Genomic DNA, 22,363 nt, shown 5'->3' on the forward strand with positions numbered 1-22,363 from the left:
CTCAAGGCGGAGGGCCGCGGCTCGTACTGGACGTACCTCCGTGGTCCGACAACGCGGAGAGGTGCCGTGCCGGGCGTCGCGACCCGGTGGACCTTCCCGGTCACGGCACTAGTTGAAGGTCACGGGGACGTGGACGTCGTACTTGCGGCTGGTGGAGTTGAAGTGGTCGGCGCGGGTGACGATGGCGCATTCGACGGTCTCGCCGCAGATGTTGCCGTTGCCGAGGTCGGCCTTGACGTGGATGGTGGCGGTGAAGGTGCCGCCGGGGCCGAACGTGGAGGTGTTGGGGAGGGTTCCGCCGAAGGTGTTGTTGACCCAGTGCGAGGCGCCGGTGGTGCCCGCCTGGTCCGAACCGCCGAGGCAGGGGGTCGGCTTGTACGCGCCGGGGGCGCCGTTGACCGCGCACAGGCCGACGTATATACCCTTGGCGGAGTTGAATCCGCTGCCGGTGACGGTGACGTTCTGGCCGGCCGCGGTGGCGGTGCCGGGCGCGGTGACGCTGAGGTTGTAGGTGGTCGCGCCGTCGGTCACCGTACGGGTCGAGGTCGCGGCGGAGGCGGAGCCGGCCATGCCGAGGGCGAGGGCGACGGCGGCGGTCGCGGCGAAGGCGGCGCGGGCGGCGAGCCGGACGGTGACTCGGGGCAGACGGGCAGCACGCATGGGAGAACGCCTTTCCAGGAACGGAATAGATCGACTTAGGTAAGGCTAACCTAAGATTGATCAACCCTGAAGCCGTCGCCGCGTCTTAGGCCGATTCCCGCTCCCGTGGCCGGATGCCCCCGCCGGCGGACACGCGGGCCGGCCGCGCGGCAGGAACCTGGCGGCTTCGGCCGCGTTCGGACCGTCCCTGGGGTGCACGCGAACGCCGGTGTCCTGCAGTCCCGTTGGGCCGTCTACGGACTCCTCGCGCCGGGGCCTCGCAGCGCGCCGAGCCGGCCACTCCGTCCCGGGACGGCGTGGCCGGCGGGGCACCCGCGGACGGTCTACCCGCGGTAGGCCTCCAGCAGGCGCAGCCAGACCTCGCTGATGGTGGGGAACGCCGGTACCGCGTGCCACAGCCGGTCCAGCGGAACCTCGCCCACCACGGCGATGGTCGCCGCGTGCACCAGCTCGGCGGCGCCCGCGCCCACGAAGGTGGCGCCGATCAGGACCTCCCGGTCGAGGTCGACCACGATCCGGGCCCGGCCCCGGTAGCCGTCCGCGTACAGGCCCGCGCCCGACACCTTGCCGAGGTCGTGGTCGACGGCGCGCACCCGGCGGCCGGCCCGTTCCGCCTCGGCCAGGGTGAGGCCGACCGACGCGGCCTCCGGGTCGGTGAACACGGCCTGGGGCAGGGCCTCGGTGTCGGCGGTGGCCGCGTGGGCGCCCCAGCGGGCGGTGTCGACGTCCGCGGCCCCGGTCGCGCGGGCGGCGATGGCCGCGCCCGCGATCCGGGCCTGGTACTTGCCCTGGTGCGTGAGCAGCGCGCGGTGGTTCACGTCGCCGACGGCGTAGAGCCAGTCGCTCCCGGCGACGCGGCAGCTCTCGTCGACGCCGATCCAGTCTCCGGGGGTCAGGCCCACGGTGTCGAGGCCGATGTCCTCGGTGTGCGGGGCCCGGCCCGTCGCGACGAGGAGTTCGTCGCCCTCCAGCCGCTCGCCGCCCGCCAGGACCACCGTGACGGGCCCGGTCGTGCCCTCCCGCTCCACGGCTTCGACCGCCACCCCCGTACGGATCACGGCGCCCGCCTCGCGCAGCGCGTCGGCGACCAGCTCACCGGCGAAGGGTTCCATCCTCGGGAGGAGCCCGGAGCCCCGTACGAGCAAGGTCACGCGGGAGCCGAGGGCCTGCCAGGCGGTGGCCATCTCGGCGGCCACGACCCCGCCGCCGACGATCAGCAGCCGGCCCGGCGCCTGTCGCGCGGAGGTCGCCTCGCGGCTGGTCCACGGCCGGGCCTCGACGAGACCCGGAACGTCCGGCACCACGGCCCGGGTGCCGGTGGCCACGACCACCGCGTGCCGGGCGGACAGGATGTGGTGCTCCCCCTCGGGGCTCGTCACGGCCACCTTGCGCAGCCCGTAGAGCCGGCCGTGGCCCCGGTACAGGTCGGCCCCGATGGAGTCGAGCCAGTCGACCTGGCCCTCGTCCTTCCAGTTCCCGGTCCAGTAGTCGCGGTGCGCGAACACCGCCTCGGCGTCGAGCGGGCCCGCGACGGCACCGGCCAGGCCGGGCACCCGGCGCGCCGCGGCCCGGGCCAGAGCCGGCCGCAGCAGGGCCTTGCTCGGCACGCAGGCCCAGTACGAGCACTCCCCGCCGACGAGCTCGCTCTCCACCAGGGCCGTGCTCAGCCCGGCGGCCCGGGTCCGGTCGGCGATGTTCTCCCCGGCCGGTCCCCCGCCGAGCACCACGACGTCGTACTCCATCGCTTCAGTCATGTGGACCAGTGTCACCGCAGCCCGCGGGCCGGGTGCGGCAATCTCAGGCCTCCGGCGTGCCGGGGGCGGCGCCCGGCTTCTCCGGCGGCTTGGGCTGCCCGGACTCCTCCTGCTGGGGCCGTTCCGGCTCGGCTGCGGCGATCTTCGCCTTGACCTCGTCCATGTCCAGGGCGCGGGCCTGCTCGATGAGGTCGGTCAGGGCCGCCTCCGGCAGGGCGCCGGGCTGCGCGAAGATCGCCACCTGGTCCCGGACGATCATCAGGGTCGGGATCGAGCTGATCTGGAACGCCGAGGCCAGTTCCTGCTGGGCCTCGGTGTCGACCTTGGCGAAGACCAGGTCGGGATTGGCCTCCGCGGCCTTCTCGTAGACGGGGGCGAACTGGAGACAGGGCCGGCACCAGCCCGCCCAGAAGTCGATCAGCACGAACGGGTTCTCGCTGACCGTCCGGTCGAAGTTCTCCTTGGTGAGCTCGACTGTAGCCACGGTGTCCAGACCTCCTGATTGCTTCGTGTCCAGTGAGAACGACCGGCCCACCCGTCGAATTCCGCCCGACTCCCCTGTCCCTAGAACGGGTGACCGGGCGGGCTCGTGCGGGCCGTGGTCCAGCGGAGCTCGGTGAAGGCGTCGAGGTTCGCCTCGCCGCCGAAGCGGGCGCCCGTGCCGGAGGCCCCGACCCCGCCGAAGGGGGCCACGGCCTCGTCGTTCACGGTCTGGTCGTTGACGTGCGCGATGCCGGTCGGGATCCGTTCGGCCAGCTCCATGCCGTGCGCCGCGTCGCGGGTGACGATGCCCAGCGAGAGCCCGTAGGGGCCGGCCGAGGCCAGCTCGACCGCTTCGTCCTCGGTCACGAAGGACCGTACGGGTGCCACCGGGCCGAAGACCTCCTGCGCGTAGGCGGGCGTGTCGTCGGCCACCCCCGCCAGCACCGTCGGCCGGTAGAAGAGGTCCCGGTGGGTGCCCCCGACGACGAGCTTGGCGCCCTGCTCGACGCTCGCCTCGACCAGGCCGTGGACCCGCTCCAGCTGGGTGCGGTCCAGGAGCGGGCCCAGGTGCACCGGCTCGCGGTACGGGTCCCCGACGGCCAGCGCCTCCGCCCGTGCGGCGAGCCGCTCCACGTACTCGTCGTAGAGCGAGGCGTGGACGAGGTGGCGGCCCGCGGTCATGCAGATCTGCCCCTGGTGGAAGAAGGAACCCCAGGAGGCCTGGGCGACGGCGGCCTCGACGTCGGCGTCGGCGAGGACGACGAGCGCCGAGTTGCCGCCCAGCTCCAGGTGCGCGCGCTTGAGGTGACGGCCGGCGAGCTCGCCCACCGTCCGGCCCGCGGCGGTGGACCCGGTGAACGACACGACCCGCACGCGCGGGTCGGCCACCACCGCCGCCCCCGTCTCCGCCCCGCCGGGGAGCACCTGCAGCAGCCCGGCCGGCAGTCCCGCGGCCGCGAGGACGGCGGCCTGCGCCAGGCCTCCGCAGACGGCGGTGCGGCGGTCCGGCTTGAGCAGGACCGCGTTGCCGAGCGCGAGCGCCGGGGCCACGGAACGGATCGACAGGATCAGCGGCGCGTTGAAGGGGGCGATGACCCCGACCACCCCCGCCGGAACGCGGCGGGTGAAGGAGAGCCGGGGCGCCTCGCTCGGCAGCACCTGGCCCGTCGGCCGGGAGGCCAGGGCGGCGGCCTCGTAGCACTCCTGGGCGGCGACGTGCAGCTCGAAGTCCGCCTTGCCGGGTATGGAACCCGACTCCCGGACCAGCCATTGCCGCAGCTCGTCGGCGTGGGCGGCGAACAGGTCACCGGCACGCCGCAGCACGGCGGCCCGCTCCGCGTGGGTGGCGCGCGCCCAGTCGCGCTGCGCGGCCCGGGCCCGTACGGCGGCCTCGGCCACGTCGGCGGGTGCGGCGAGGCCGAGGGTGGCGAGGGTACGCCCGGTCGCGGGTTCGACGACCGGGGCCGTACCGCCGGTGAGGGTGGGTCCGTCCTGCCAGAGCGTCGGGTCGAGGAGCGGCATGGCGCGGGGCCTCCGGGAGGGGTGGGGCGGGGCGGGGGGCGGCAGCACGCGCCATCGTGCCAGACCGGCGGCACCACTTCTGTTCAGTTATTGGGCAGTTGACGGGCTGTCATGACTGGAAACGATCGACAGCCGTGCGGTGGGGGCGGGTTCAGCGCTCCAGGACGAGCGCGATGCCCTGCCCGACGCCGATGCACAGTGCCGCCATGCCCGTACCCGAGCCCGCCGCCGCCAGCTGGTGGGCGACCGAACCGGCCAGCCGGGCCCCGGACGCGCCGAGCGGGTGGCCGATCGCGATGGCCCCGCCGCGCGGGTTGACCACGGCCGGGTCCAGCTCGGGCCACGCCGCGAGGCAGCCCAGCGCCTGCGCCGCGAAGGCCTCGTTGAGCTCGAAGGCCGTGAGGTCGGTGAGCGAGCGGCCGGCCTTGCCGAGGGCCCGGCCGACGGCGTCCACCGGACCCAGTCCGAAGAGCTGCGGCTCGATGCCGGTGACGGCGCTCGCGCTGATCCGGGCCAGCGGTTCGCGGCCGGTGGCGGCGAGCCCGGCTTCGTCCGTCAGCAGCAGGGCGGCGGCCCCGTCGTTGAGCGGGGAGGCGTTCGCGGCCGTGACCGTGCCGGAGCCGTCGGTACGGAAGGCGGGCTTCAGCCGGGCCAGGGCCTCGGGGGTGGAGCCCTCGCGGATGCACTCGTCGCGCGGCAGGTCCACGCCCGGGTAGGGGACGACCTCGTCGGCGTACAGCCCGGCGGCCCAGGCGGCCGCGGCGTTGTGGTGGCTCCGCAGGGCGAAGGCGTCCTGTTCCTCGCGGGTGATGTCGTGCTTCTCGGCGACGAGCTCCGCGCCCTCCCCGAGCGAGCCCGTCCACTCCGCGGGCATGCGCGGGTTGGTCATCCGCCACCCCAGGGTGGTGGACCACATCTGCTGGTGGCCGGCGGGGAAGGCCCGCTCCGGCTTCTGCACCACCCACGGGGCCCGGCTCATCGACTCGACGCCGCCCGCGATGGCGACGGAGGCGTCGCCGAGGGCGATGGCGCGGGCCGCCTGGACCACCGCTTCGAGTCCGGAGCCGCAGAGCCGGTTGACGGTGACCCCGGGGACGGTGACCGGCAGGCCGGCGAGCAGTACCGCCATGCGGGCCACGTCGCGGTTGTCCTCACCGGCGCCGTTGGCGTCGCCGAAGACCACGTCGTCGATGCGGGCCGGGTCGAGTTCGGGCGTACGGTCCACCAGCGCGCGCACCACATGGGCGGCCAGGTCGTCCGGCCGGACTCCGGCGAGTGCCCCGCCGAACTTGCCGATCGGGGTGCGGACGGCGTCGACGACGTACACGTCGCGGACGGTGCGGATGCTCATGGGGTCTCTCCTGGGCGGATCCGTACGGGCGACGGCACGTCGGAGCCGGTGTCGGCACCGGGCGCACCGCCGGGCACGCCCGGTGGGGCGCGCCCGCAGTCTCCGCCCGGCCGTCACCGCCTGTCAACGGCCCCAAGCGGGTACGGGCCACCGGACGGGTCCGCCGCAACGGGCCGTCGCCGCCGGGCGGGGGCCTCCGGCCGCGCCGGGCCGGCCCCGGCCCGGGCCGTCCTCCGGGCCCCACCCCGCAGGCCCCCCGCGGGCTCCGCCCCCTCAAACCGTCCTGGGGTGGACCAAGCGCCGGTTCGACACGCGGTGGACCACGGCCCGGTCCGGGTCTTGGCGGACCACTGCTCAGGTCGACTCGCGGTGGACCACGACCGCCGCCATGAGGTCGTGCTGTTCGGTGCCCTCCGACGGCTCGCGCACCGCCCGGTCCACCAGCGACGCCAGGTGGTCGCCCGTCGGCATCTCCAGACGGACGGTGCTCAGGCGGGGCCGCAGGAGCCTGCCGATGAGCAGGTCGTCGGCGCCCATGACGGCCACGTCCTCGGGGATCCGCAGGCCCGCGTCCTGTAGTGCCCGCATCAGCAGCATCGCGTACTCGTCGTTGTAGGCGAACACCGCGTCCAGTGCGAGCGAGCGCCACCGGCCGGCGAGTTCGGCCGCCGAGTCCTCGGTGTAGGCCAGCGGCAGTGCCACGATCTCCGCGTCCGGGACGGAGCGGGCCCCGGCCAGGCGGGGGGCGGAGAACAGTTCCAGGCCCGGCTCGCGCGGGACGACCACCCCGATCCGGCGGCGGCCGCTCGCGACGAGGTGGGCGGCGGCGCGGGTCCCGACCTCCGCCTGGTCCATGACCAGCGCGTGCGCGCCCGGTACCCCGGCGGGCCCCAGCGTGATGACCGCGCGGGCACCGGCCCGCTTGAGGGTGGCGACGTTGTGCGGCGACAGGGCGATCTCGCCGAGGGAGATCACGGCGACCGGGCGCAGCTCGGCCCAGGCGCGGGCGGCCTCGTCCCCGTTCAGACCGAGGCTGCCGTACTGGACCACGGTGTAGTCGAGGCGCCGCAGGGCCCATTGCAGCTCGTTGAGGAAGGCGCTGTAGAGCGGGCCGACCGGCACGTGGGAGGTGGGCAGCAGGACGATCCGGGTGTGTCCGGCGCGCAGGCTGCGGGCGGCGGCGTGGGGGACGTAGCCGAGCTCCTCGGCGGCCTCGCGGACCTTGCGGCGGGTCGGCTCGCTGATGCGGACGGCTTCCGCGTTGTTCAGCACGTACGAGACCGTCGCGCGCGACACTCCCGCGAGGCGGGCGACGTCCGCGCTGGTCGGCACGGGCGCCGACGAGGCGGCGGGGGCGGCGGCCCGACGGCCCGACGGACGCCGGGGACCGGACGCGTTCGCGGTGACCGGCGGTTTCGGCGGGTTCGGCGATTGCGCCGGGTTCGGCGGTTTCGATGACTGAGACATTGCCGTGGCATCTTTCCAGACCGGTTGTGCCCTGGGGCTGGCGGATGGCCGGAAACGAATGCTACACAGTGCTTACACGATTCATTGACACGTGTAACCCGGCTGCCGCGCCCCGCGGCCGGGAGGCATCGCCGCACGTGTCCGACCGTGCCGCCGTCCCGTCGCGCTCCGTCGCACCCCCGCCGTCGCGACGGGGCGGCGCGCACCCCCCGTCCGATCGGATCCCCTGCCCAGGAGGGCACCGTGGCCCTTTCCTCCCCCGACTCCGGCACCTCCCCCGTCTCCCCCGCCGCCTCCGGCGCGCCCGCCGCCTCCGACGCTCCGCCCGGCCCCGCCACCGCGCCCGGCCGCGGCCTGCTCCCGCTGCTGCTCGTCGGCAACACCGCCATGTACGCGCTCTACGTCGGCGTGGCGGGCATCCTGCTCGCCCTGCAGGTCGAACACGTCGACCCGGCGGACAAGGTCGCCAACTTCGGCCTGATCGCGGGGGTCTCGGCGATCTTCGCCACGGTCTTCAACCCGGTCGCGGGCGCCCTCTCGGACCGCAGCGGACGGCGCAATCCGTGGATCCTGGGAGGCGGCCTCGCCGCGGTGCCGGCCATGTTCCTGCTCGGCCTCGCCGACACGATCCTGCTGATCACCATCGCCTGGTGCCTCGGCCAGGCCGTCATGAACGTCTACCAGGCGGCGATCACCTCGGTGGTGCCGGACCGGGTGCCGGTGACCGCCCGCGGCAAGGCCTCGGCCGCGGTCGGCCTCGGCCTGCCCTTCGGCTCCACCCTCGGCGCACTGGCCGGAGCGGCGTTCTCCGAGGACTACCGCACCGGCTACCTCGTCTTCGGTGCGCTGGTGGCGGGCGCCGCCGTCCTGTTAACCGCGTGCTCCCGCGAGCGGCGGCTCCCGGCCCGGGCCCCGTTGCCGGTCAGGGGCCAGCTGGCCGCCTTCGCGAGCGCGCTGCGCGACCACGACTTCCGCTGGGCGTTCATCGGGCGGGCGCTGCTCGTGCTCGGGTACTTCGCGGTGAGCGGCTACCAGCTCTACATCCTCCAGGACCACACCGTGCTGCCTGAGGGGATGGAGCCGGAGGCGGCGGTGGCCGTACTGATGCCGCTGACGAGCGTGGCGATGGTCCTCTCCACGGTCGTGGGCGGCTACCTGTCCGACCGGTTCGACCGGCGCAAGCTGTTCGTGGGCGCTTCCGCGCTGCTGTCGGCGGTCGCCCTCGTGATCCCGGCGCTGTCGACGAGCTGGACGGCGATGCTGGCCTTCGCCGCGGTCAACGGGCTGGCGTTCGGCTGCTACATGGCGGTGGACACCGCGCTCGTCACGATGGTCCTGCCCAGGGCGCAGGACGCCGCCCGTGACATGGGCGTGCTCAACATCGCCAATGCCGGGCCGCAGATCGTCGCGCCGTTCGTGGCCTCGGTGATCGTGTCGCTGACGGGCGGGTACACGGCTCTGTTCGTCGTCGCCGCCGTACTGGCCGTGGCAGGGGCGCTGGCCGTACGGCCGATCCGTGGCGTCCGCTGACCGCGGCGCCGCCCCCTTCCTCCCGCCCGCTCCCCTCCCCTTTCCTTCTCCTTGTCCCGTACCTCCGTCGCGAAGGGCATCACCGTGCAGCTGCACACCCGGACCTGGGGCGAGGGCGACCGCCTCGCCCTCCTCGTCCACGGCATCATGGCCGACCACCGCACCTGGCGCCGGGTAGGCCCGGCCCTCGCCGGCCTCGGTTACCGCGTCATCGCCGTCGACCTGCGCGGCCACGGCGCCAGCGGGCGGGGCGAGTACCGTCCCGAGCTCTACGCGGACGACCTCGTCGAGACCCTCCCCCGCGGCGCCGAGCTGGCCATCGGGCACTCGCTCGGGGCCCTGGCCCTGTCGCTGGCCGTGGACCGGCTGAAGCCGCGGCGCGCGGTATTCTCGGACCCGGCCTGGTACCTGGCGAGCCCGGAGCCGGGCGTCGGCCCGGAGGCGCTGGCGCGGTTCAAGTCGGCCGGGAAGGAGCAGATCCGGGCGCTGAACCCGCGCTGGGAGGAGGCCGACGTGGACATCGAGGCGCGGACCCTGGCCGTGTGGGACGAGGCCACCGCGCTGGACCTCGCCCCGCTCTTCGGCCGGGACCTGCTGCCGGCGGCGCCGGTGGTGCCGTCGCTGGTGCAGCTCGCCGACCCCAGCGCCCTGATCCCACCGGAACGGGCGGCGCTGCTGGAGGAGCGGGGCTTCGAGGTCCGTTCGGTGGCCGGGGCCGGACACACCATCCACCGGGACGACTTCGAGGGGTTCATGGCGTCGTTGGAGGGCTGGGTCTAGTGCCACGGCACTAGCTTCCCGGGTGCCCTGCCCCGTACCGTCGTGTTACCGATCGGTACGGGGGAGGTCCGGTGTCGGGATCGTCGAATGCGGTGGGGCCGGCGCAGGCGTCGCGGCCACACGGGGATCAAGCCCCGCCGGGCTTGCGGGAGATGGCGGTGGCCCTCGCCGGAGGAAGCGTCACTTCGAGGGAGTTGACCGAGCGGTGCCTGGCGCGGATCGCGGCCGCGCAGCCGTCGCTGAACGCGTTCCGGATCGTGCGCGCCGAGGCCGCGCTCGCCGAGGCGGACGCCGCGGACCGGCGCCTCGCCCGCGGGGTGCGGCTGCCGTTGCTGGGCGTGCCCGTGGCGGTCAAGGACGACATGGACGTGGCCGGCGAGCCGACCGCCTTCGGGTGCGCGGGCGACTTCCCCGCGCGGGACGCCGACTGCGAGGCGGTGCGCCGCCTGCGGGCCGCGGGCGCGGTCGTCGTGGGCAAGACCCATACGCCGGAGCTGGGCCAGTGGCCCTTCACCGAGGGGCCCGCCTTCGGGGCGACGCGCAATCCGTGGAACCCGGCCTACACGCCCGGCGGTTCCTCGGGCGGCTCGGCGGCGGCCGTGGCCGCGGGGCTGGTACCGGCCGCGCTCGGTTCCGACGGGGCCGGTTCGGTACGGATCCCCGCGGCCTGGACCCACCTCGTGGGGGTGAAGCCGGAGCGCGGGCGGATCTCCACCTGGCCGGCGCCGGAGGCCTTCCACGGGCTCACGGTCAACGGGGTGCTGGCCCGTACGGTCGCGGACGCGGCGCTGCTGCTGGACGCGGCGAGCGGCTCCGGCCCCGGCGACCTGCACCGGCCGGCCCGCGTCCCCGCGGCGGAGGCGGTGCGGCGCGCGCCGGGGCGGCTGCGGATCGCCCTGTCCTACGGCACGGCGTTCACCGCGACTCCGAAGTCCCTTGACCCGGTGGTGCGTTCGGCGGTGGAACGGCTGGCCGGGCGGCTGGAGGCGCTGGGTCACGAGGTGGTCCCGGAGGACCCCCGCTACGGGCTCATCGGGCTGACCTTCGTGCCCCGCGCGACCGTGGGCGTACGGGAGCTGGCGGTGCGGGTGCCCGACCCCGCGCTGCTGGACCCGCGCACGCACGAGGCGATGCGTACGGGGCGGCTGCTGGGCGGGCCCGCGCTGCGGGTCTCCCGGTGGGCGGAGGCGGCGCTGCGCCGCCGGGTGGGGGAGATCTTCGGCCGCTTCGACGTGGTGCTCACCCCGACCACGGCCACCCCGCCGCTGCGGATCGGCGCGCTGGCGGGTCTGGGGGCGCTGGCCACGGACCGGGCGATGATCGCCGCGTGCCCGTACGCCTGGACGTGGAACGTACTGGGCTGGCCCGGCGTCAACGTCCCGGCGGGGTTCACCCCGGACGGGCTTCCCCTCGGCGCCCAGCTCCTGGGCCCGTCGGCGTCGGAACCCCGGCTCCTGTCACTGGCGGCGCAACTGGAGGCGGCGGAGGACTGGTCGGCGCACTGGCCGTCGTACGGGGCGGAGTCCGCCGCCGCGCAGGACGGCCCTGGTGCGGGCCCGGGCGGGGGTCCGGGCGGGGGCCGGGAAGCAGTACCCTCGCGCGAATGACGGCACTTTCGCATCACGGCAACAGTCACGTCGAGCAGCCCGGCCGGAACGGGGACACCGCCACCACGGAGGCGGATCCGCGGTCCATCGGCCCGGTGCGCACCGAGTACGCGCCCGACAAGGACGGGGATCCGGACCCGGGGGAGATCGTGTGGACCTGGGTCCCCTTCGAGGAGAACGACGGCCGGGGCAAGGACCGGCCGGTGCTGGTGGTCGCCCGGGAGGCGGGCGGGCGCACGCTGCTCGCCGTCCAGCTGTCCAGCAAGCGGCACGACGCGGACCGGGAGTGGGTGCCGATCGGCTCGGGGCCGTGGGACGGCGCCGGGCGGGAGTCCTGGGTGGACCTGGACCGGGTGCTGCGGGTGCACGAGGCGGGGATGCGGCGCGAGGCGTGCGCGCTGGACCGGGTCCGGTTCCAGCTGGTCGTGGACCGGCTGCGGGAGCGCTACGGCTGGCAGTGACGGCCCGCTCCCCCTCGACGGCCGGCCGGGGGCGGTGCGCCACTGCCTGACGACCGGTGCCTGACATCCGGTGACTGAGAGCCTGCGCCTGACGATCGGTGCCCGAGGACCGGCCGGCTGCCCCGACGGCGGTCGTGAGGGGGCGGGCCTACGCCGGGGGCGGGAAGGCGCGGGCGAAGGCTTCGCGGGGGCCGGGGGCGCGGTCGAGGATCCCGAAGACGACGTGTGCGAAGGTCCCGGCGAAGCGGCCGGTGAGCAGGGCCCGGAAGGCCTCCGCGACCTGCGCCGGGTCGTTCTGGAAGACCCCGCAGCCCCAGGCTCCGAGGACCAGCCGCCGGTATCCGTGCAGGGCCGCGACCTCCAGGACCCGCTCCGCCCGCCGGGCCAGGGCCGCGGGGATCTCGGGGGTCCGTTCCGGTTCCTGGCGGCGGATCGTGCCCGCGTTGGGGGCCGGGGAGGTGAGGAAGCCGGCCCGGAAGGGGGTCTCCAGCAGTTCGCCCCGGTCGTCGCGGAAAACGGGGACCCCGGGCGAGTGAATCACCCGGTCGGTGTAGAAGGTGCTCTTGCCCGCGCGGTGGACCTCGTAGTACTCGGGAGCCTCCAGCAGGGTCTCGTAGAGCGCCGACGCCCGGCACAGCGCTTCCTCCTGGGCCTTGGCCCCGCGGACGTAGCCGCCCCCGGGATTGCGGGCCGAGGCGAAGTTCAGGACCGCCACGGAGGTGGGCTCCGCGCCGTCGGCGGCGAGGCGCCGGGCGGCGACCGTACTGCTCTCCCCCGTCACCTCGAAGACCGTCCTGGTGCCCCCTCCGACGAACCCTTCGCCTGGATTGACCGGGTTTGGCCCATATATTCTGGTTCCCGCCTTGGCTTCCGCCACGGCGGTGGCGAGGGAAACCCGCCGCCCGGACCGCGTCCGGTACTCCCCGGCCGCCACGATCAGCGCGTTCTCCCGCGCAATCTCACGCAATCTGCTGCTCACACCGCAAGCTTCGGGCGTCGCCCGGGGCAATACAAAGGAATTTGTGTTCCGAGGACGGGTAGGCACGGGTGACATCAAGGCCGATGACAGGAGAAGAGGAAACGGTCATGCCGGAAACTCCGCCTGCTCCGTTCGCCCAGGACTTCGACCACGCCCCCCTCACCGAGACCGCCGCGGAGGACCTGGTCCACGGCATCTGTTTCAAGACCGGCCCGCCCCGGCTGCTCGGCGCCGAGCTGGAATGGCTCGTGCTGGACGCCGAACGGCCCTGGCTGCCGTTGCCCCCCGACCGGCTGGCGGCCGCCCACGAGGCGGCCCGCGCCCTGACCCTGCACTCCACCGTCACCGTCGAACCCGGCGGGCAGCTGGAGCTCAGCTCCGAGCCCGCCGCCTCCCTCACCGCCTGCGTGGACGGTCTCCAGGAGGACCTCGCCGCGGTACGGGCCGCCCTGGACGCCCGGGGGCTGGTCCTGCGGGGCCTCGGCCAGGACCCGCGCCGCCCCCTGCGCCGACTGCTCGGCAGCCCGCGCTACGACGCGATGGAGACGTACTTCGACCGCACCGGCCCGGCCGGACGCGCCATGATGTGCTCCTCCGCCTCCGTCCAGGTCTGCGTCGACGCCGGTCACGAGGAGCCGGGCCCGCTCGGGCACGGCCGCCGCTGGCGCATGGCCCATCTGCTCGGCGCCGTACTGGTGGCCGCCTTCGCCAACTCGCCCGCCCGCGAAGGCCCGTACCGCGGCTGGCGGTGCGCCCGGCAGGGCATCTGGCACGACCTCGACAGCCGCCGCTCCCTGGCCCCGCCGCTGGACCTGGACCCCCGGTCCGGCTGGGCCCGGCACGCCCTGGACACCGGGGTGATGTGCGTGCGGTCCGAGGACGACGGACCGTGGACCGTGCCGGACGGGCCGACCTTCCGGGACTGGCTGCGCGGCGACGCCCCCGCGGACACCCCGGCCGCCGGCGGCGCCACCACCGGCACCGGCTGGCCCAGGCCGCCCACCGCGCAGGACCTGGAGTACCACCTCAGCACCCTCTTCCCGCCGGTCCGGCCGCGCGGCCACCTGGAGCTGCGGATGATCGACGCACAGCCCGGCGAGGACGGCTGGCTGGTGCCCACGGCCGTCGTGCACGCGCTCTTCGACGACCCTGAGGCCGCGGAGACCGCCTACCGGGTGTCCAAGGCCCTGGGCGACGCCTACGGGTCGCACCCCGCCCCGCGCAATCCGCTGTGGCGGTCCGCCGCCCGTGCGGGGCTCGCCGACCCCGACCTGCGGACGGCGGCCACCGCGTGCTTCCTGGCGGCGGGCGAGGCCCTGCCGCGGCTGGGGGCCGGTACGCACGTACGCGACACGGTCGGTGCGTTCACCGAGCGCTACGTCCTGCGCGGCCGCTGCCCGGCCGACGAGGCCGAGGAGGACGACCTGTGGCAGCCCGCCGGGAAGGAACCGCGCCCATGACCACCGAGAGCCACCACCGGACCACCCCCGGAGCCCCGCATTCCGCGACCCGCGCCGCCCCCGAGCCGCTGCGCGAGCGCGCCGTCGCCGCCCTGACCGCCGCGCGCGCCCGTACCGCCGCGCTGACGGACCCCGTGGACGACCGGGACCTCATCGCCCAGCACTCCCCCCTGATGTCCCCGCTCGTCTGGGACCTGGCGCACATCGGGAACATGGAGGAGCTCTGGCTTCTGCGCAACGTGGCCGGCCGCGCGTCCATGCGCCCCGAGATAGACCCGCTCTACGACGCCTTCGAGCACCCCCGCTCCGAGCGGCCGAAGCTGCCGCTGCTGGGGCCCGAGGAGGCCCGCCGGTACGCCGCCGAAGTGCGCGGCCGGGTCTTCGACCTGCTGGAGCACGTCCCGATGGAGGGCACCGGCCTGCTGGCCGACGGCTACGTCTTCGGGATGATCGCCCAGCACGAACAGCAGCACGACGAAACGATGCTGATCACCCATCAGCTCAGTGCGGGTGCCCCGGTGCTGACGGCCCCCGATCCGGACCCCCCGCAGGGTCCGCCCCCGGCGGCGGCCGAAGTCCTGGTAGCCGCGGGCCCGTTCACGATGGGGACCTCCACCGAGCCCTGGTCGCTGGACAACGAACGGCCCGCGCACGTCCGGGACACCGGGGCGTTCCTGATCGACACCACGCCGGTGACCAACGCCGCCTACCAGGCCTTCATCGCGGACGGCGGCTACCGGGAGCCCCGCTGGTGGGCCGACGCCGGCTGGGAGCAGATACGCGCGCACGGCATCGAGGCCCCGCTGTTCTGGCACCGGGAGGCGGGCCAGTGGCTGCGCCGCCGGTTCGGGGTGACCGAGCCGGTCCCGGACGACGAGCCGGTGCTGCACGTCAGCTGGTACGAGGCCGACGCGTACGCCCGCTGGGCGGGACGCCGGCTGCCCACCGAGGCCGAATGGGAGAAGGCCGCCCGCCACGACCCGGCCACCGGCCGCTCCCGCCGCTACCCGTGGGGCGACGCCGACCCGACGCCCGCGCACGCCAACCTGGGCCAGCGCCATCTGCGGCCCGCCCCGGCGGGCGGCTACCCGGCCGGGGAGTCCCCGCTCGGGGTGCGCCAGCTGATCGGCGACGTGTGGGAGTGGACCGCCTCGGACTTCCTCCCGTACCCGGGCTTCAGGCCGTTCCCCTACCGGGAGTACTCGGAGGTGTTCTTCGGCCCGGAGCACAAGGTGCTGCGCGGCGGTTCCTTCGCCGTGGACCCCGTGGCCTGCCGGGGCACCTTCCGCAACTGGGACCTGCCGGTGCGCCGGCAGATCTTCTCCGGCTTCCGGACCGCGAGGGACGCCTGATGTGCCGCCACCTCGCCTACCTCGGACCGGACGTGACCCTGGGCCGGCTGCTCGCGGAGCCCGCGCACTCCCTCGTACGGCAGTCCTGGGAGCCGCGCCGGCAGCGGTACGGCACGGTCAACGCCGACGGGTTCGGCGTGGGCTGGTACGCCGAGGGCGATCCCGTTCCGGCCCGCTACCGGCGGGCCGGGCCCGTCTGGGGGGACCTCACCTTCACGGACCTCGCCCGCGTGGTGCGCAGCGGCGCCGTACTGGCCGCCGTGCGCGACGCCACGTTCGCGGGAGCGGACGGGGAAGCGGCGGCGGCGCCCTTCGCCGAGGGGCCCTGGCTGTTCAGCCACAACGGGGCCGTCCGGGACTGGCCGGACTCGATGTCCGTGCTCGCCGCCGGTCTGCCGCCCCGGGAACTGCTCCAGCTGGCCGCGCGCACCGATTCGGCGCTGGTGTGGGCTCTGGTCCTGCACCGGCTGCGGCAGGGCGACGATCCGGGCACGGCCCTCGCCGAGGCGGTCCGCGAGGTGTCAGCCGCCGCGCCGGGCTCCCGGCTGAACCTGCTGCTGACCGACGGCACCACCATCGCGGCGACCGCCTGGGGGGACTCCCTCTGGTACCTGGCCGATCCGCCGGGCGGCCGTACGGTCGTGGCGTCCGAGCCGTACGACGACGATCCCCGGTGGTGCGAAGTGCCCGACCGGACCCTGCTGACCGCCACCCGCACGCGGGTCGCCCTGACCCCACTCAAGGAGACCACCTCGTGAGCGACTTCCAGTTGACCCGGACCCTCGACGAGCACGCCGCCGAGTCGGCGCTGCGCACGGACGTCCTGCGGGGGCTGACCGCAACCCCCAAGGAGCTGCCGCCGAAGTGGTTCTACGACGCCCGGGGCAGTGAGCTCTTCGAGGAGATCACCCGCCTGCCCGAGTACTACCCGACGCGTGCCGAGCGGGAGATCCTGCTGGCGCGGGCCCAGGAGATCGCGTCGGCGAGCGGGGCCCGCACGCTGGTGGAGCTGGGCTCCGGTTCCTCGGAGAAGACCCGGCACCTGATCGAGGCGATGCCGGCACTGGAGACGTACGTCCCGGTGGACGTGAGCGAGAGCGCGCTGACGGGGGCGGCCGAGTCCCTGCTGGCCGGGCACCCGGGGCTGAGGGTGCACGCGCTGCTGGCCGACTTCACGAAGCCGCTGCGCCTGCCGGAGGCGTCCGGTCCGCGGCTGGTGGTGTTCCTCGGCGGGACGGTCGGGAACCTGCGGCCGCCGGAGCGCGCCGGGTTCCTGGCGTCCGTGCGGGCGATGCTGTCGCCCGGGGACGCGCTGCTGATGGGGACGGACCTGGTGAAGGACGAGGCCGCGCTGGTGGCGGCGTACGACGACGCGCAGGGGGTGACGGCGGAGTTCAACAAGAACGTACTGGCCGTGATCGACCGGGAGTTGGGGGCGGACTTCCACACCGCCGACTTCGACCACGTGGCGGTGTGGAACCGGGAGCAGGAGTGGATCGAGATGCGGTTGCGCGCCCGGTCGGCGGTGACGGTGAAGATCCGGGCCCTGGATCTGGTGGTGCCGTTCGAGGAGGGCGAGGAGATCCTGACGGAGGTCTCGGCGAAGTTCCGTCAGGAGGGCGTCCGCAAGGAACTCTCCGCCGCCGGGCTGGAACTGACCCAGTGGTGGACGGACGCGGACGGCCGTTTCGCGCTGTCCCTGTCGGTGGCGGACGGCGTGACGGGCTGAGCCGGCCGGTGCGTTGAGCGGTGCGGCGGCCGCGGCTGTGCGGGAATCCCGGGCAGCGGCGGCCGCTCCCGTACGGCGGAGTCGGGCGCCGGCCGCCCCGGTGCGGCGAGGTCACCCGCGGCGGCGTCACCCGCGGTGGAACCGCCCACCGGCCGGTCGGCCCCGGCGAGGACGGCCCGCTGGGCGGCGGCGGCGAGGGCCCGGCGGTCGGCGTACCGGCCCGGCGGGATCCGCGGCAGCAGCCACACCTCGGCGCGTACCTCGCGGGCCCGGGCGATCCGCCACAGCGAGGCGGTCAGCGGGTCGTCCCCGACGAAGGCGGGCGCCCCGGCGGTTTCCCCGCCGGGCAGCCGGTAGCCGATCCGTACGGGCTGTACGGGGACCCGCGCGTCCAGCGCCGACTGGAAGGCGGCCCGCCGGAAGGGGCCCTGGGCGCGGCCGCACCAGGTGGAGCCCTCGGGGAAGACGGTGACCCGGTTCCCGCCCAGCAGGACGCGGGTGAGGGTGTCGACGGTGGCGGGCAGGGCCCGGATCCGGTCGCGTTCGATGAACAGGGTGCCGGCCCGGGCGGCGAGCCCGCCGAGCACCGGCCAGCCGCGGATGTCGCTCTTGGCGAGCATCCGGGAGGGCAGGACGGCGGCGACGAGCGGGATGTCCAGCCAGGAGATGTGGTTGGCGACGATCAGGCGGCCCCCGTCCGGGCCGGGGGTGCCGTGCACGGTGATCCGCAGGCCCAGGACCCGCAGCAGGGCGCTCGCCCAGGCGCGGACCAGGGCGTGCCGGGGGCGGGCCGGGAGGAGCCGTACCGGCGGTGCGGTCAGGGCGGCGAGCAGCATCAGGGCCAGGGCGGCGGCCAGCCGCAGCACCGCGCGCGCCACGCCCGCGGTCCGCCCGGTGTGGCCGGCGCAGGCCGCGGGGGTGCAGGGCGCGGTGGGCAGCCAGGCGCTCATGCGCCCGGGGCGAGCGAGAGGAAGTGGTTCAGGTAGCGCGGGTTGGTCCGGCGCAGTGAGAGCAGGACGTACAGGTCGGCGCAGCCGAAGCCGGCGTCGAGGGCCGGCTCCCCGCAGACCCAGGCGCCGAGGCGCAGGTAGCCGCGGAGCAGGGGCGGCAGTTCCATCCGGCCGGGGACGGTGACGCCCTCGGGGCTCCAGGGCAGGTGCGGGGTGACGCGGTACTCCTCGGGGGCGAGGTTGCGGGCGAGGACGGTCTCCCGGGTCGCGGCGGCCAGCACCCCGCCGTCGCCGAGCGGGATGGAGCAGCAGCCGGCGAGCCAGTTGTGGCCCGCGCGGTCCATGTAGCGGGCGAGGCCGGCCCAGATGAGGGCGATGACGGCGCCGTTGCGGTGGTCGGGGTGGACGCAGGACCGGCCGACCTCGACCAGGTCGGGGCGGATCGGGGCGAGGGCCGACAGGTCGAACTCGCCCTCGGAGTAGAGGCGCCCGGCGACGGCGGCGCGCTCCGGGGGCAGCAGCCGGTAGGTGCCGACGACCTGCCCGGTCTCCTCCTCCAGGACGAGGAGGTGGTCGCAGTAGGCGTCGAAGGCGTCGGAGTCCAGGCCCGGCTCGGGTCCGTCCAGGCGGGCGCCGAGCTCGCCGGCGAAGACCTGGTGGCGCAGCCGCTGGGCGGCGCGGACCTCGTCCTCGTGGCGGGCGAGGCGGACGGTGTAGCGGGGGGTGGTGGCGGGCGGCGCGAGGGGGGACGGGGACAGGGGGGCGATGGTCATGGCTGCTCCTGATCCGGGCACGGGGTGCCGGGCCGCAGGTGGCGGACCCGGCTCCTTTACTTCTTCCGTGACCGGCTGGATTCGACATGACCGCTCTGCGGCCCTTGGATGTGCGGACGCTGAACTCAGCGGTCGCGGCCCTCGCGGGGCGGGGACCCCGGCGGCCGGATGCCCCGCGGGGCGGGGGCCTCAGCGGTCGGAGCTCAGCACCTGGCTGATGGTGTCGGAGGCGGTCTTGGCCGCCTGCTGGGGGTTCTGGCCGGTGAGTACGGCCGTCATGTAGGGCTTGATCGGGTTCTTGGCCTCGATCTCGGCCCAGCGCGCCGACTTGGGGGTGGCCCGGCCCTGGGCGGCGCCGGGGGCCATGTTGACGGCGCCGTCGTTGCCCTCGACGACGTGCGCGAGGGTGGTCTTGTTCGGGACGTAGCTCATGGTGCGGGCGAGCTCGGTCTGCCACTTCTCGCTGACCAGGGCGGTGATCAGGTCCACGGCGCGGGACCGGTTCTTCGTCTTCTCGGGGATGATCAGGTCGGAGCCTCCGGTGAAGACGGCTCCGGCCTTGTCGGAGGTCTTGCCGGGTATGGGGAAGAAGCCGAGCTTGCCCTTGAGCGCGGGGTTGGCGGCCTCGATCTGGGCCGCCTGGCCGGGCGGGCCGATGATCTGGGCCACCTGGCCGCGGGCGAAGACGTCGGCCTGCGGGGGCGTCTCCTCGTCGGCGTCCTTGGGGCCGTCGCCGAGGCCCTGGAGCTGCTTGTAGAAGTCCATGCCGGCCAGGGCCTTGTCGTCGTCGAGCGTGCCGACCCACTGGCCGCTGGTCTCGACGGCGAGTTCGCCGCCCTCGTCCCAGATGAACCCGGCGAGGACGTACCAGTTCTGCCCGGCGAGGTAGATGCCCTGCTGGTCGCCCTTGTCGAGCTTCTGGGTCGCCGAGATCCACTCCTGGCGGTTCTTGGGGGTGGCCTTGATGCCGGCGTTCGCGAAGAGGTCCTTGTTGTAGATGACCACGCGGTTCGCGGCGTACCAGGGGACGCCGTACTGGGCGCCGTTGACGCTGCCGGGGTCGGAGAGGCCCTTGAGCCAGTCCTTGCTGCCCCAGTGGCGCAGTCCTTCGAGGGTGAGCTCGGAGAGGCCGCCGGTCTCCACGTACTGGGCCACCTGGGTGTTGCCGACCTCGATGACGTCGGCGCTCTCCTTGCCGGTGCCGTCGAGCACGGCGTTGACCTTGTCGCCGATCCCGGTCCACTCCTGGATCTTCACTTCCAGGTCGATGCCGGGGTGCCCCTTCTCGAAGTCGGCGGTGAACTTCGTGATGAAGTCCTCCGAGGCGCTGCCCTTCATCAGCCAGAGCGTCACCTTGTCGGACCCTTCGGCCGATCCGCCCAACTGGCCGCAGCCGGACAGGGCGGTCGTGGCCGCGAGGGCGGTGCACACGGCAAGGAAGCGCTTCTTCACAGGGGGTCACCTTCTGGGGGATGAATCTCAGATGGCTTGAAATTGGCATAGACCAATGGGTGGGTCAAGAGCCTTTCGCCCGGGATTGTTCACGCATAGTTCGCGGACCGGCGCTTACTGGGGCACCTTGGAACAAGGCATCACGACGACTGGCGGGAGACCCCATGTCCAACCACACCTACCGGGTGACCGAGATCGTCGGCACCTCCGGCGAGGGCATCGATCAGGCCATCCGGAACGGGATCGCGCGCGCGGGCCAGACGCTGCGCAACCTCGACTGGTTCGAGGTCACCCAGGTGCGCGGGCACATCGAGAACGGCGAGGTGGCGCACTACCAGGTCGGCTTGAAGGTCGGCTTCCGCCTCGACGAGGAGGGATGAACCGCGGCGACGGCTGAGCCGGCGGACGCACGGACGGCCCCGGTCAGGTGCGTCCCTCGCCCTCCTGGGCGGCCTTCAGCTCCGGCGCGTCGGCCGCCCAGTCCGCGAGGACGGTGCGGAAACCGGCGGCCCGCGCCGCCTGGCAGACCAGCTCGTCGTCGTCGACCAGCATCCGCACCTCACGGCCCCGGGCGATCCGCTTGAGCACCTCCAGCTTGGTCAGCCGCGCCGGGCGGCGGTCCTGGTTGCCGCGCATCCACAGCCGGCCCTCGGGCAGCCCGTGCGCGGCCAGCCAGGCGACGGTGTCCGCCCGGCAGCGCTCCGGGCGGCCCGTCAGGTACACCACTTCGCAGTCGGCCGCGCTCTCGACGGCCAGCGACACCCCGCGCGCGAGCGGCGGATCGGCCGGAGCGGCACCGAAGAACCCCTCCCAGTCGCGGGGCCGGCCCTCCAGGAAGTGCTGCCGGTGCGCGGTGTCGGCCAGGGTGTTGTCGAGGTCGAAGACGGCCAGCGGGCGGCGGGATGCGTTCTCGGTCATGGCCGCAGCCTAAGCGGCACCTGTGACGGCCGCCGTACCCGCCGGAGGCGCGCGCGAGGGCACGCGCCGGGCAGGCGAAGGGCACGGGACGGGCACGCGGCCGGCCCGGGAATCCTGGCGGCCGCCGGGCGTTGACTCCTGTGTGATCCCCACCCTCTCGATACTCGACCGGTCCCGCACCCGCGCGGGACACCCCGCCGCACAGGCACTGCGCGACACCGTGGAACTGGCCCGCGCGGCCGAGGAGCTCGGCTACCACCGCTTCTGGGTGTCGGAGCACCACAGCGTGCCCGGGGTCGCGGGCTCCGCGCCGACCGTCCTGGCCGCCGCCGTGGCCGCCTCCACCCGGCGCATCCGGGTCGGCACCGGCGGGGTCATGCTGCCCAACCACCAGCCGCTGGTGGTCGCCGAGCAGTTCGGGGTCCTGGAGGCGCTGTTCCCCGGCCGGATCGACATGGGCCTCGGCCGCTCCGTCGGCTTCACCAACGGGATCCGCCGCGCCCTGGGCCGCGACACCGCCGACGCCGACCGCTTCGAGGAACAGCTGGCCGAACTGCTGGGCTGGATCGACGGCACCCAGCGGGCCCACCCCGAGGTGCACGCCCGGCCGGCCGAGGGGCTCGCGGTCCCGCCGTTCGTCCTGGCCACCGGCGAGGGCGCCGGGATCGCCGCCCGGGCCGGGCTGCCGATGGTGGCGGGCGACCTGCGGGGCCGCACCCGGCTCGTGGAGACCGTCGAGCGGTACCGCGAGGAGTTCCGGCCCTCCGCCTGGGCCGCCGAGCCCTACGTGGTGGTCTCCGGGACGGTCGCGGTCGCCGCCACCGAGGAGGCCGCCCGCCGGATCCTCGTCCCGGAGGCCTGGTCCCTGGCCCACTCGCGCACCCGGGGCACCTTCCCGCCCCTTCGCCCCGCCGAGGAGGTGGAGGCGCTGGCGATGACCCCGAAGGAGCGGGAGCTGTACGAGGGCGCCCTCGCCGGGCACATCGCCGGAACGGAGGAGCAGGTCGCCGCCGAGCTGGCCCGCGTCGCCGAGCTCACCGGCGCCGACGAACTGCTGGTCACCACCTCCACCTACGACCGCACCGCCCTCCTGGACGGCTTCGGCAGGCTGGCCCGGATCGCCGGCCTCTAAACTG

Annotated in this window: 21 protein-coding genes; 10 read left to right on the top strand and 11 right to left on the bottom strand. The window is 74.6% G+C overall.

Annotated features, from left to right (window positions below):
- Positions 1-108: 108 nt before the first annotated feature.
- From ABZZ17_RS36115 to ABZZ17_RS36140, 6 genes are all read right to left on the bottom strand, one after another.
- The gene (locus tag ABZZ17_RS36115; RefSeq protein ID WP_356882886.1) at positions 109-660 is read right to left on the bottom strand and encodes a hypothetical protein; all 552 of its coding nucleotides are present in this window, start codon (positions 658-660) and stop codon (positions 109-111) included.
- A gap of 323 nt (positions 661-983) precedes the next feature.
- Entirely contained in the window at positions 984-2,414 is a 1,431-nt protein-coding gene (locus tag ABZZ17_RS36120; RefSeq protein ID WP_356882888.1) for an NAD(P)/FAD-dependent oxidoreductase, read from the bottom strand.
- A gap of 43 nt (positions 2,415-2,457) precedes the next feature.
- Complete coding sequence (locus ABZZ17_RS36125) at positions 2,458-2,898, bottom strand: thioredoxin family protein (RefSeq protein WP_356882890.1); 441 nt, start codon at positions 2,896-2,898, stop codon at positions 2,458-2,460.
- A gap of 80 nt (positions 2,899-2,978) precedes the next feature.
- Complete coding sequence (locus ABZZ17_RS36130) at positions 2,979-4,418, bottom strand: aldehyde dehydrogenase family protein (protein WP_356882892.1); 1,440 nt, start codon at positions 4,416-4,418, stop codon at positions 2,979-2,981.
- 151 nt (positions 4,419-4,569) lie between these two features.
- The gene (locus tag ABZZ17_RS36135) at positions 4,570-5,769 is read right to left on the bottom strand and encodes a thiolase family protein (RefSeq protein ID WP_356882894.1); all 1,200 of its coding nucleotides are present in this window, start codon (positions 5,767-5,769) and stop codon (positions 4,570-4,572) included.
- Positions 5,770-6,123: 354 nt separating this feature from the next.
- Positions 6,124-7,101 (bottom strand): LacI family DNA-binding transcriptional regulator, encoded by a 978-nt coding sequence (locus ABZZ17_RS36140; protein ID WP_356882896.1) that lies wholly within the window; start codon positions 7,099-7,101, stop codon positions 6,124-6,126.
- A gap of 378 nt (positions 7,102-7,479) precedes the next feature.
- Here ABZZ17_RS36140 and ABZZ17_RS36145 point away from each other — a divergent pair, with 378 nt between their 5' ends.
- From ABZZ17_RS36145 to ABZZ17_RS36160, 4 genes are all read left to right on the top strand, one after another.
- Positions 7,480-8,766 (top strand): MFS transporter, encoded by a 1,287-nt coding sequence (locus tag ABZZ17_RS36145; RefSeq protein WP_356882898.1) that lies wholly within the window; start codon positions 7,480-7,482, stop codon positions 8,764-8,766.
- Between the two features lie 84 nt (positions 8,767-8,850).
- The gene (locus ABZZ17_RS36150) at positions 8,851-9,546 is read left to right on the top strand and encodes an alpha/beta hydrolase (RefSeq protein ID WP_356882948.1); all 696 of its coding nucleotides are present in this window, start codon (positions 8,851-8,853) and stop codon (positions 9,544-9,546) included.
- 92 nt (positions 9,547-9,638) lie between these two features.
- On the top strand, positions 9,639-11,153 hold the full coding sequence (locus ABZZ17_RS36155; RefSeq protein ID WP_356882950.1) for an amidase: 1,515 nt from the start codon (positions 9,639-9,641) through the stop codon (positions 11,151-11,153).
- Positions 11,150-11,614: a type II toxin-antitoxin system PemK/MazF family toxin gene (locus ABZZ17_RS36160; protein ID WP_356882900.1), complete on the top strand. Its 465-nt coding sequence runs from the start codon at positions 11,150-11,152 to the stop codon at positions 11,612-11,614. Before ABZZ17_RS36155 ends, ABZZ17_RS36160 begins: the two co-directional genes overlap by 4 nt.
- 148 nt (positions 11,615-11,762) lie before the next feature.
- On the opposite strand, the gene ABZZ17_RS36165 is transcribed toward ABZZ17_RS36160, so the two are convergent.
- The gene (locus ABZZ17_RS36165; protein WP_356882902.1) at positions 11,763-12,593 is read right to left on the bottom strand and encodes a TIGR02452 family protein; all 831 of its coding nucleotides are present in this window, start codon (positions 12,591-12,593) and stop codon (positions 11,763-11,765) included.
- Positions 12,594-12,700: 107 nt separating this feature from the next.
- On the opposite strand from ABZZ17_RS36165, the gene egtA reads away from it, so the two are divergent.
- The 4 genes from egtA to egtD are packed head-to-tail and all read left to right on the top strand — an operon-like array spanning position 12,701 to position 17,134.
- Positions 12,701-14,053, top strand: coding sequence for an ergothioneine biosynthesis glutamate--cysteine ligase EgtA (egtA, locus tag ABZZ17_RS36170; RefSeq protein WP_356882904.1), 1,353 nt, complete (start codon positions 12,701-12,703; stop codon positions 14,051-14,053).
- Positions 14,050-15,405, top strand: coding sequence for an ergothioneine biosynthesis protein EgtB (egtB, locus tag ABZZ17_RS36175; RefSeq protein WP_356882906.1), 1,356 nt, complete (start codon positions 14,050-14,052; stop codon positions 15,403-15,405). The genes egtA and egtB overlap by 4 nt, the downstream gene beginning before the upstream one ends.
- Complete coding sequence (gene egtC / locus ABZZ17_RS36180) at positions 15,405-16,163, top strand: ergothioneine biosynthesis protein EgtC (RefSeq protein WP_356882908.1); 759 nt, start codon at positions 15,405-15,407, stop codon at positions 16,161-16,163. Before egtB ends, egtC begins: the two co-directional genes overlap by 1 nt.
- Positions 16,160-17,134 carry an L-histidine N(alpha)-methyltransferase gene (egtD, locus tag ABZZ17_RS36185; protein ID WP_356882910.1) on the top strand — a complete coding sequence of 325 codons (975 nt, stop codon included), beginning with the start codon at positions 16,160-16,162 and terminating at the stop codon, positions 17,132-17,134. Before egtC ends, egtD begins: the two co-directional genes overlap by 4 nt.
- On the opposite strand, the gene ABZZ17_RS36190 is transcribed toward egtD, so the two are convergent.
- The 3 genes from ABZZ17_RS36190 to ABZZ17_RS36200 all read right to left on the bottom strand — a co-directional run bounded on the left by ABZZ17_RS36190 (position 17,017) and on the right by ABZZ17_RS36200 (position 20,309).
- Positions 17,017-18,084, bottom strand: coding sequence for a lysophospholipid acyltransferase family protein (locus ABZZ17_RS36190; RefSeq protein WP_356882912.1), 1,068 nt, complete (start codon positions 18,082-18,084; stop codon positions 17,017-17,019). The genes egtD and ABZZ17_RS36190 overlap by 118 nt on opposite strands.
- A complete protein-coding gene (locus ABZZ17_RS36195; RefSeq protein WP_356882914.1) occupies positions 18,081-18,857 on the bottom strand; it encodes a GNAT family N-acyltransferase in 777 nt (258 codons plus the stop codon). Before ABZZ17_RS36195 ends, ABZZ17_RS36190 begins: the two co-directional genes overlap by 4 nt.
- A 189-nt stretch (positions 18,858-19,046) precedes the next feature.
- Positions 19,047-20,309, bottom strand: a complete 1,263-nt coding sequence (locus ABZZ17_RS36200; RefSeq protein WP_356882916.1) for an extracellular solute-binding protein — start codon at positions 20,307-20,309, stop codon at positions 19,047-19,049.
- A 164-nt stretch (positions 20,310-20,473) separates the two neighbouring features.
- Here ABZZ17_RS36200 and ABZZ17_RS36205 point away from each other — a divergent pair, with 164 nt between their 5' ends.
- Positions 20,474-20,689: a dodecin gene (locus tag ABZZ17_RS36205; protein WP_356882918.1), complete on the top strand. Its 216-nt coding sequence runs from the start codon at positions 20,474-20,476 to the stop codon at positions 20,687-20,689.
- Between the two features lie 43 nt (positions 20,690-20,732).
- Here the strand turns inward: ABZZ17_RS36205 and ABZZ17_RS36210 are convergent, their stop codons facing one another.
- Positions 20,733-21,227, bottom strand: coding sequence for a hypothetical protein (locus tag ABZZ17_RS36210; protein WP_356882920.1), 495 nt, complete (start codon positions 21,225-21,227; stop codon positions 20,733-20,735).
- A gap of 142 nt (positions 21,228-21,369) precedes the next feature.
- On the opposite strand from ABZZ17_RS36210, the gene ABZZ17_RS36215 reads away from it, so the two are divergent.
- Entirely contained in the window at positions 21,370-22,359 is a 990-nt protein-coding gene (locus tag ABZZ17_RS36215; protein ID WP_356882922.1) for an LLM class flavin-dependent oxidoreductase, read from the top strand.
- Positions 22,360-22,363: the final 4 nt, after the last annotated feature.

The organism is Streptomyces sp. NPDC006512 (assembly GCF_040611935.1).
GTDB lineage: Bacteria > Actinomycetota > Actinomycetes > Streptomycetales > Streptomycetaceae > Streptomyces.

What these genes read in the sequence shown, in the direction of transcription:
- ABZZ17_RS36115 (WP_356882886.1), bottom strand. Translation starts at nt 660, where the DNA reads ATGCGTGCTGCCCGTCTGCCCCGAGTCACCGTCCGGCTCGCCGCCCGC.
- ABZZ17_RS36120 (WP_356882888.1), bottom strand. Translation starts at nt 2,414, where the DNA reads ATGACTGAAGCGATGGAGTACGACGTCGTGGTGCTCGGCGGGGGACCG.
- ABZZ17_RS36130 (WP_356882892.1), bottom strand. Translation starts at nt 4,418, where the DNA reads ATGCCGCTCCTCGACCCGACGCTCTGGCAGGACGGACCCACCCTCACC.
- ABZZ17_RS36135 (WP_356882894.1), bottom strand. Translation starts at nt 5,769, where the DNA reads ATGAGCATCCGCACCGTCCGCGACGTGTACGTCGTCGACGCCGTCCGC.
- ABZZ17_RS36160 (WP_356882900.1), top strand. Translation starts at nt 11,150, where the DNA reads ATGACGGCACTTTCGCATCACGGCAACAGTCACGTCGAGCAGCCCGGC.
- egtA (WP_356882904.1), top strand. Translation starts at nt 12,701, where the DNA reads ATGCCGGAAACTCCGCCTGCTCCGTTCGCCCAGGACTTCGACCACGCC.
- egtB (WP_356882906.1), top strand. Translation starts at nt 14,050, where the DNA reads ATGACCACCGAGAGCCACCACCGGACCACCCCCGGAGCCCCGCATTCC.
- egtC (WP_356882908.1), top strand. Translation starts at nt 15,405, where the DNA reads ATGTGCCGCCACCTCGCCTACCTCGGACCGGACGTGACCCTGGGCCGG.
- ABZZ17_RS36190 (WP_356882912.1), bottom strand. Translation starts at nt 18,084, where the DNA reads ATGAGCGCCTGGCTGCCCACCGCGCCCTGCACCCCCGCGGCCTGCGCC.
- ABZZ17_RS36195 (WP_356882914.1), bottom strand. Translation starts at nt 18,857, where the DNA reads ATGACCATCGCCCCCCTGTCCCCGTCCCCCCTCGCGCCGCCCGCCACC.
- ABZZ17_RS36205 (WP_356882918.1), top strand. Translation starts at nt 20,474, where the DNA reads ATGTCCAACCACACCTACCGGGTGACCGAGATCGTCGGCACCTCCGGC.
- ABZZ17_RS36210 (WP_356882920.1), bottom strand. Translation starts at nt 21,227, where the DNA reads ATGACCGAGAACGCATCCCGCCGCCCGCTGGCCGTCTTCGACCTCGAC.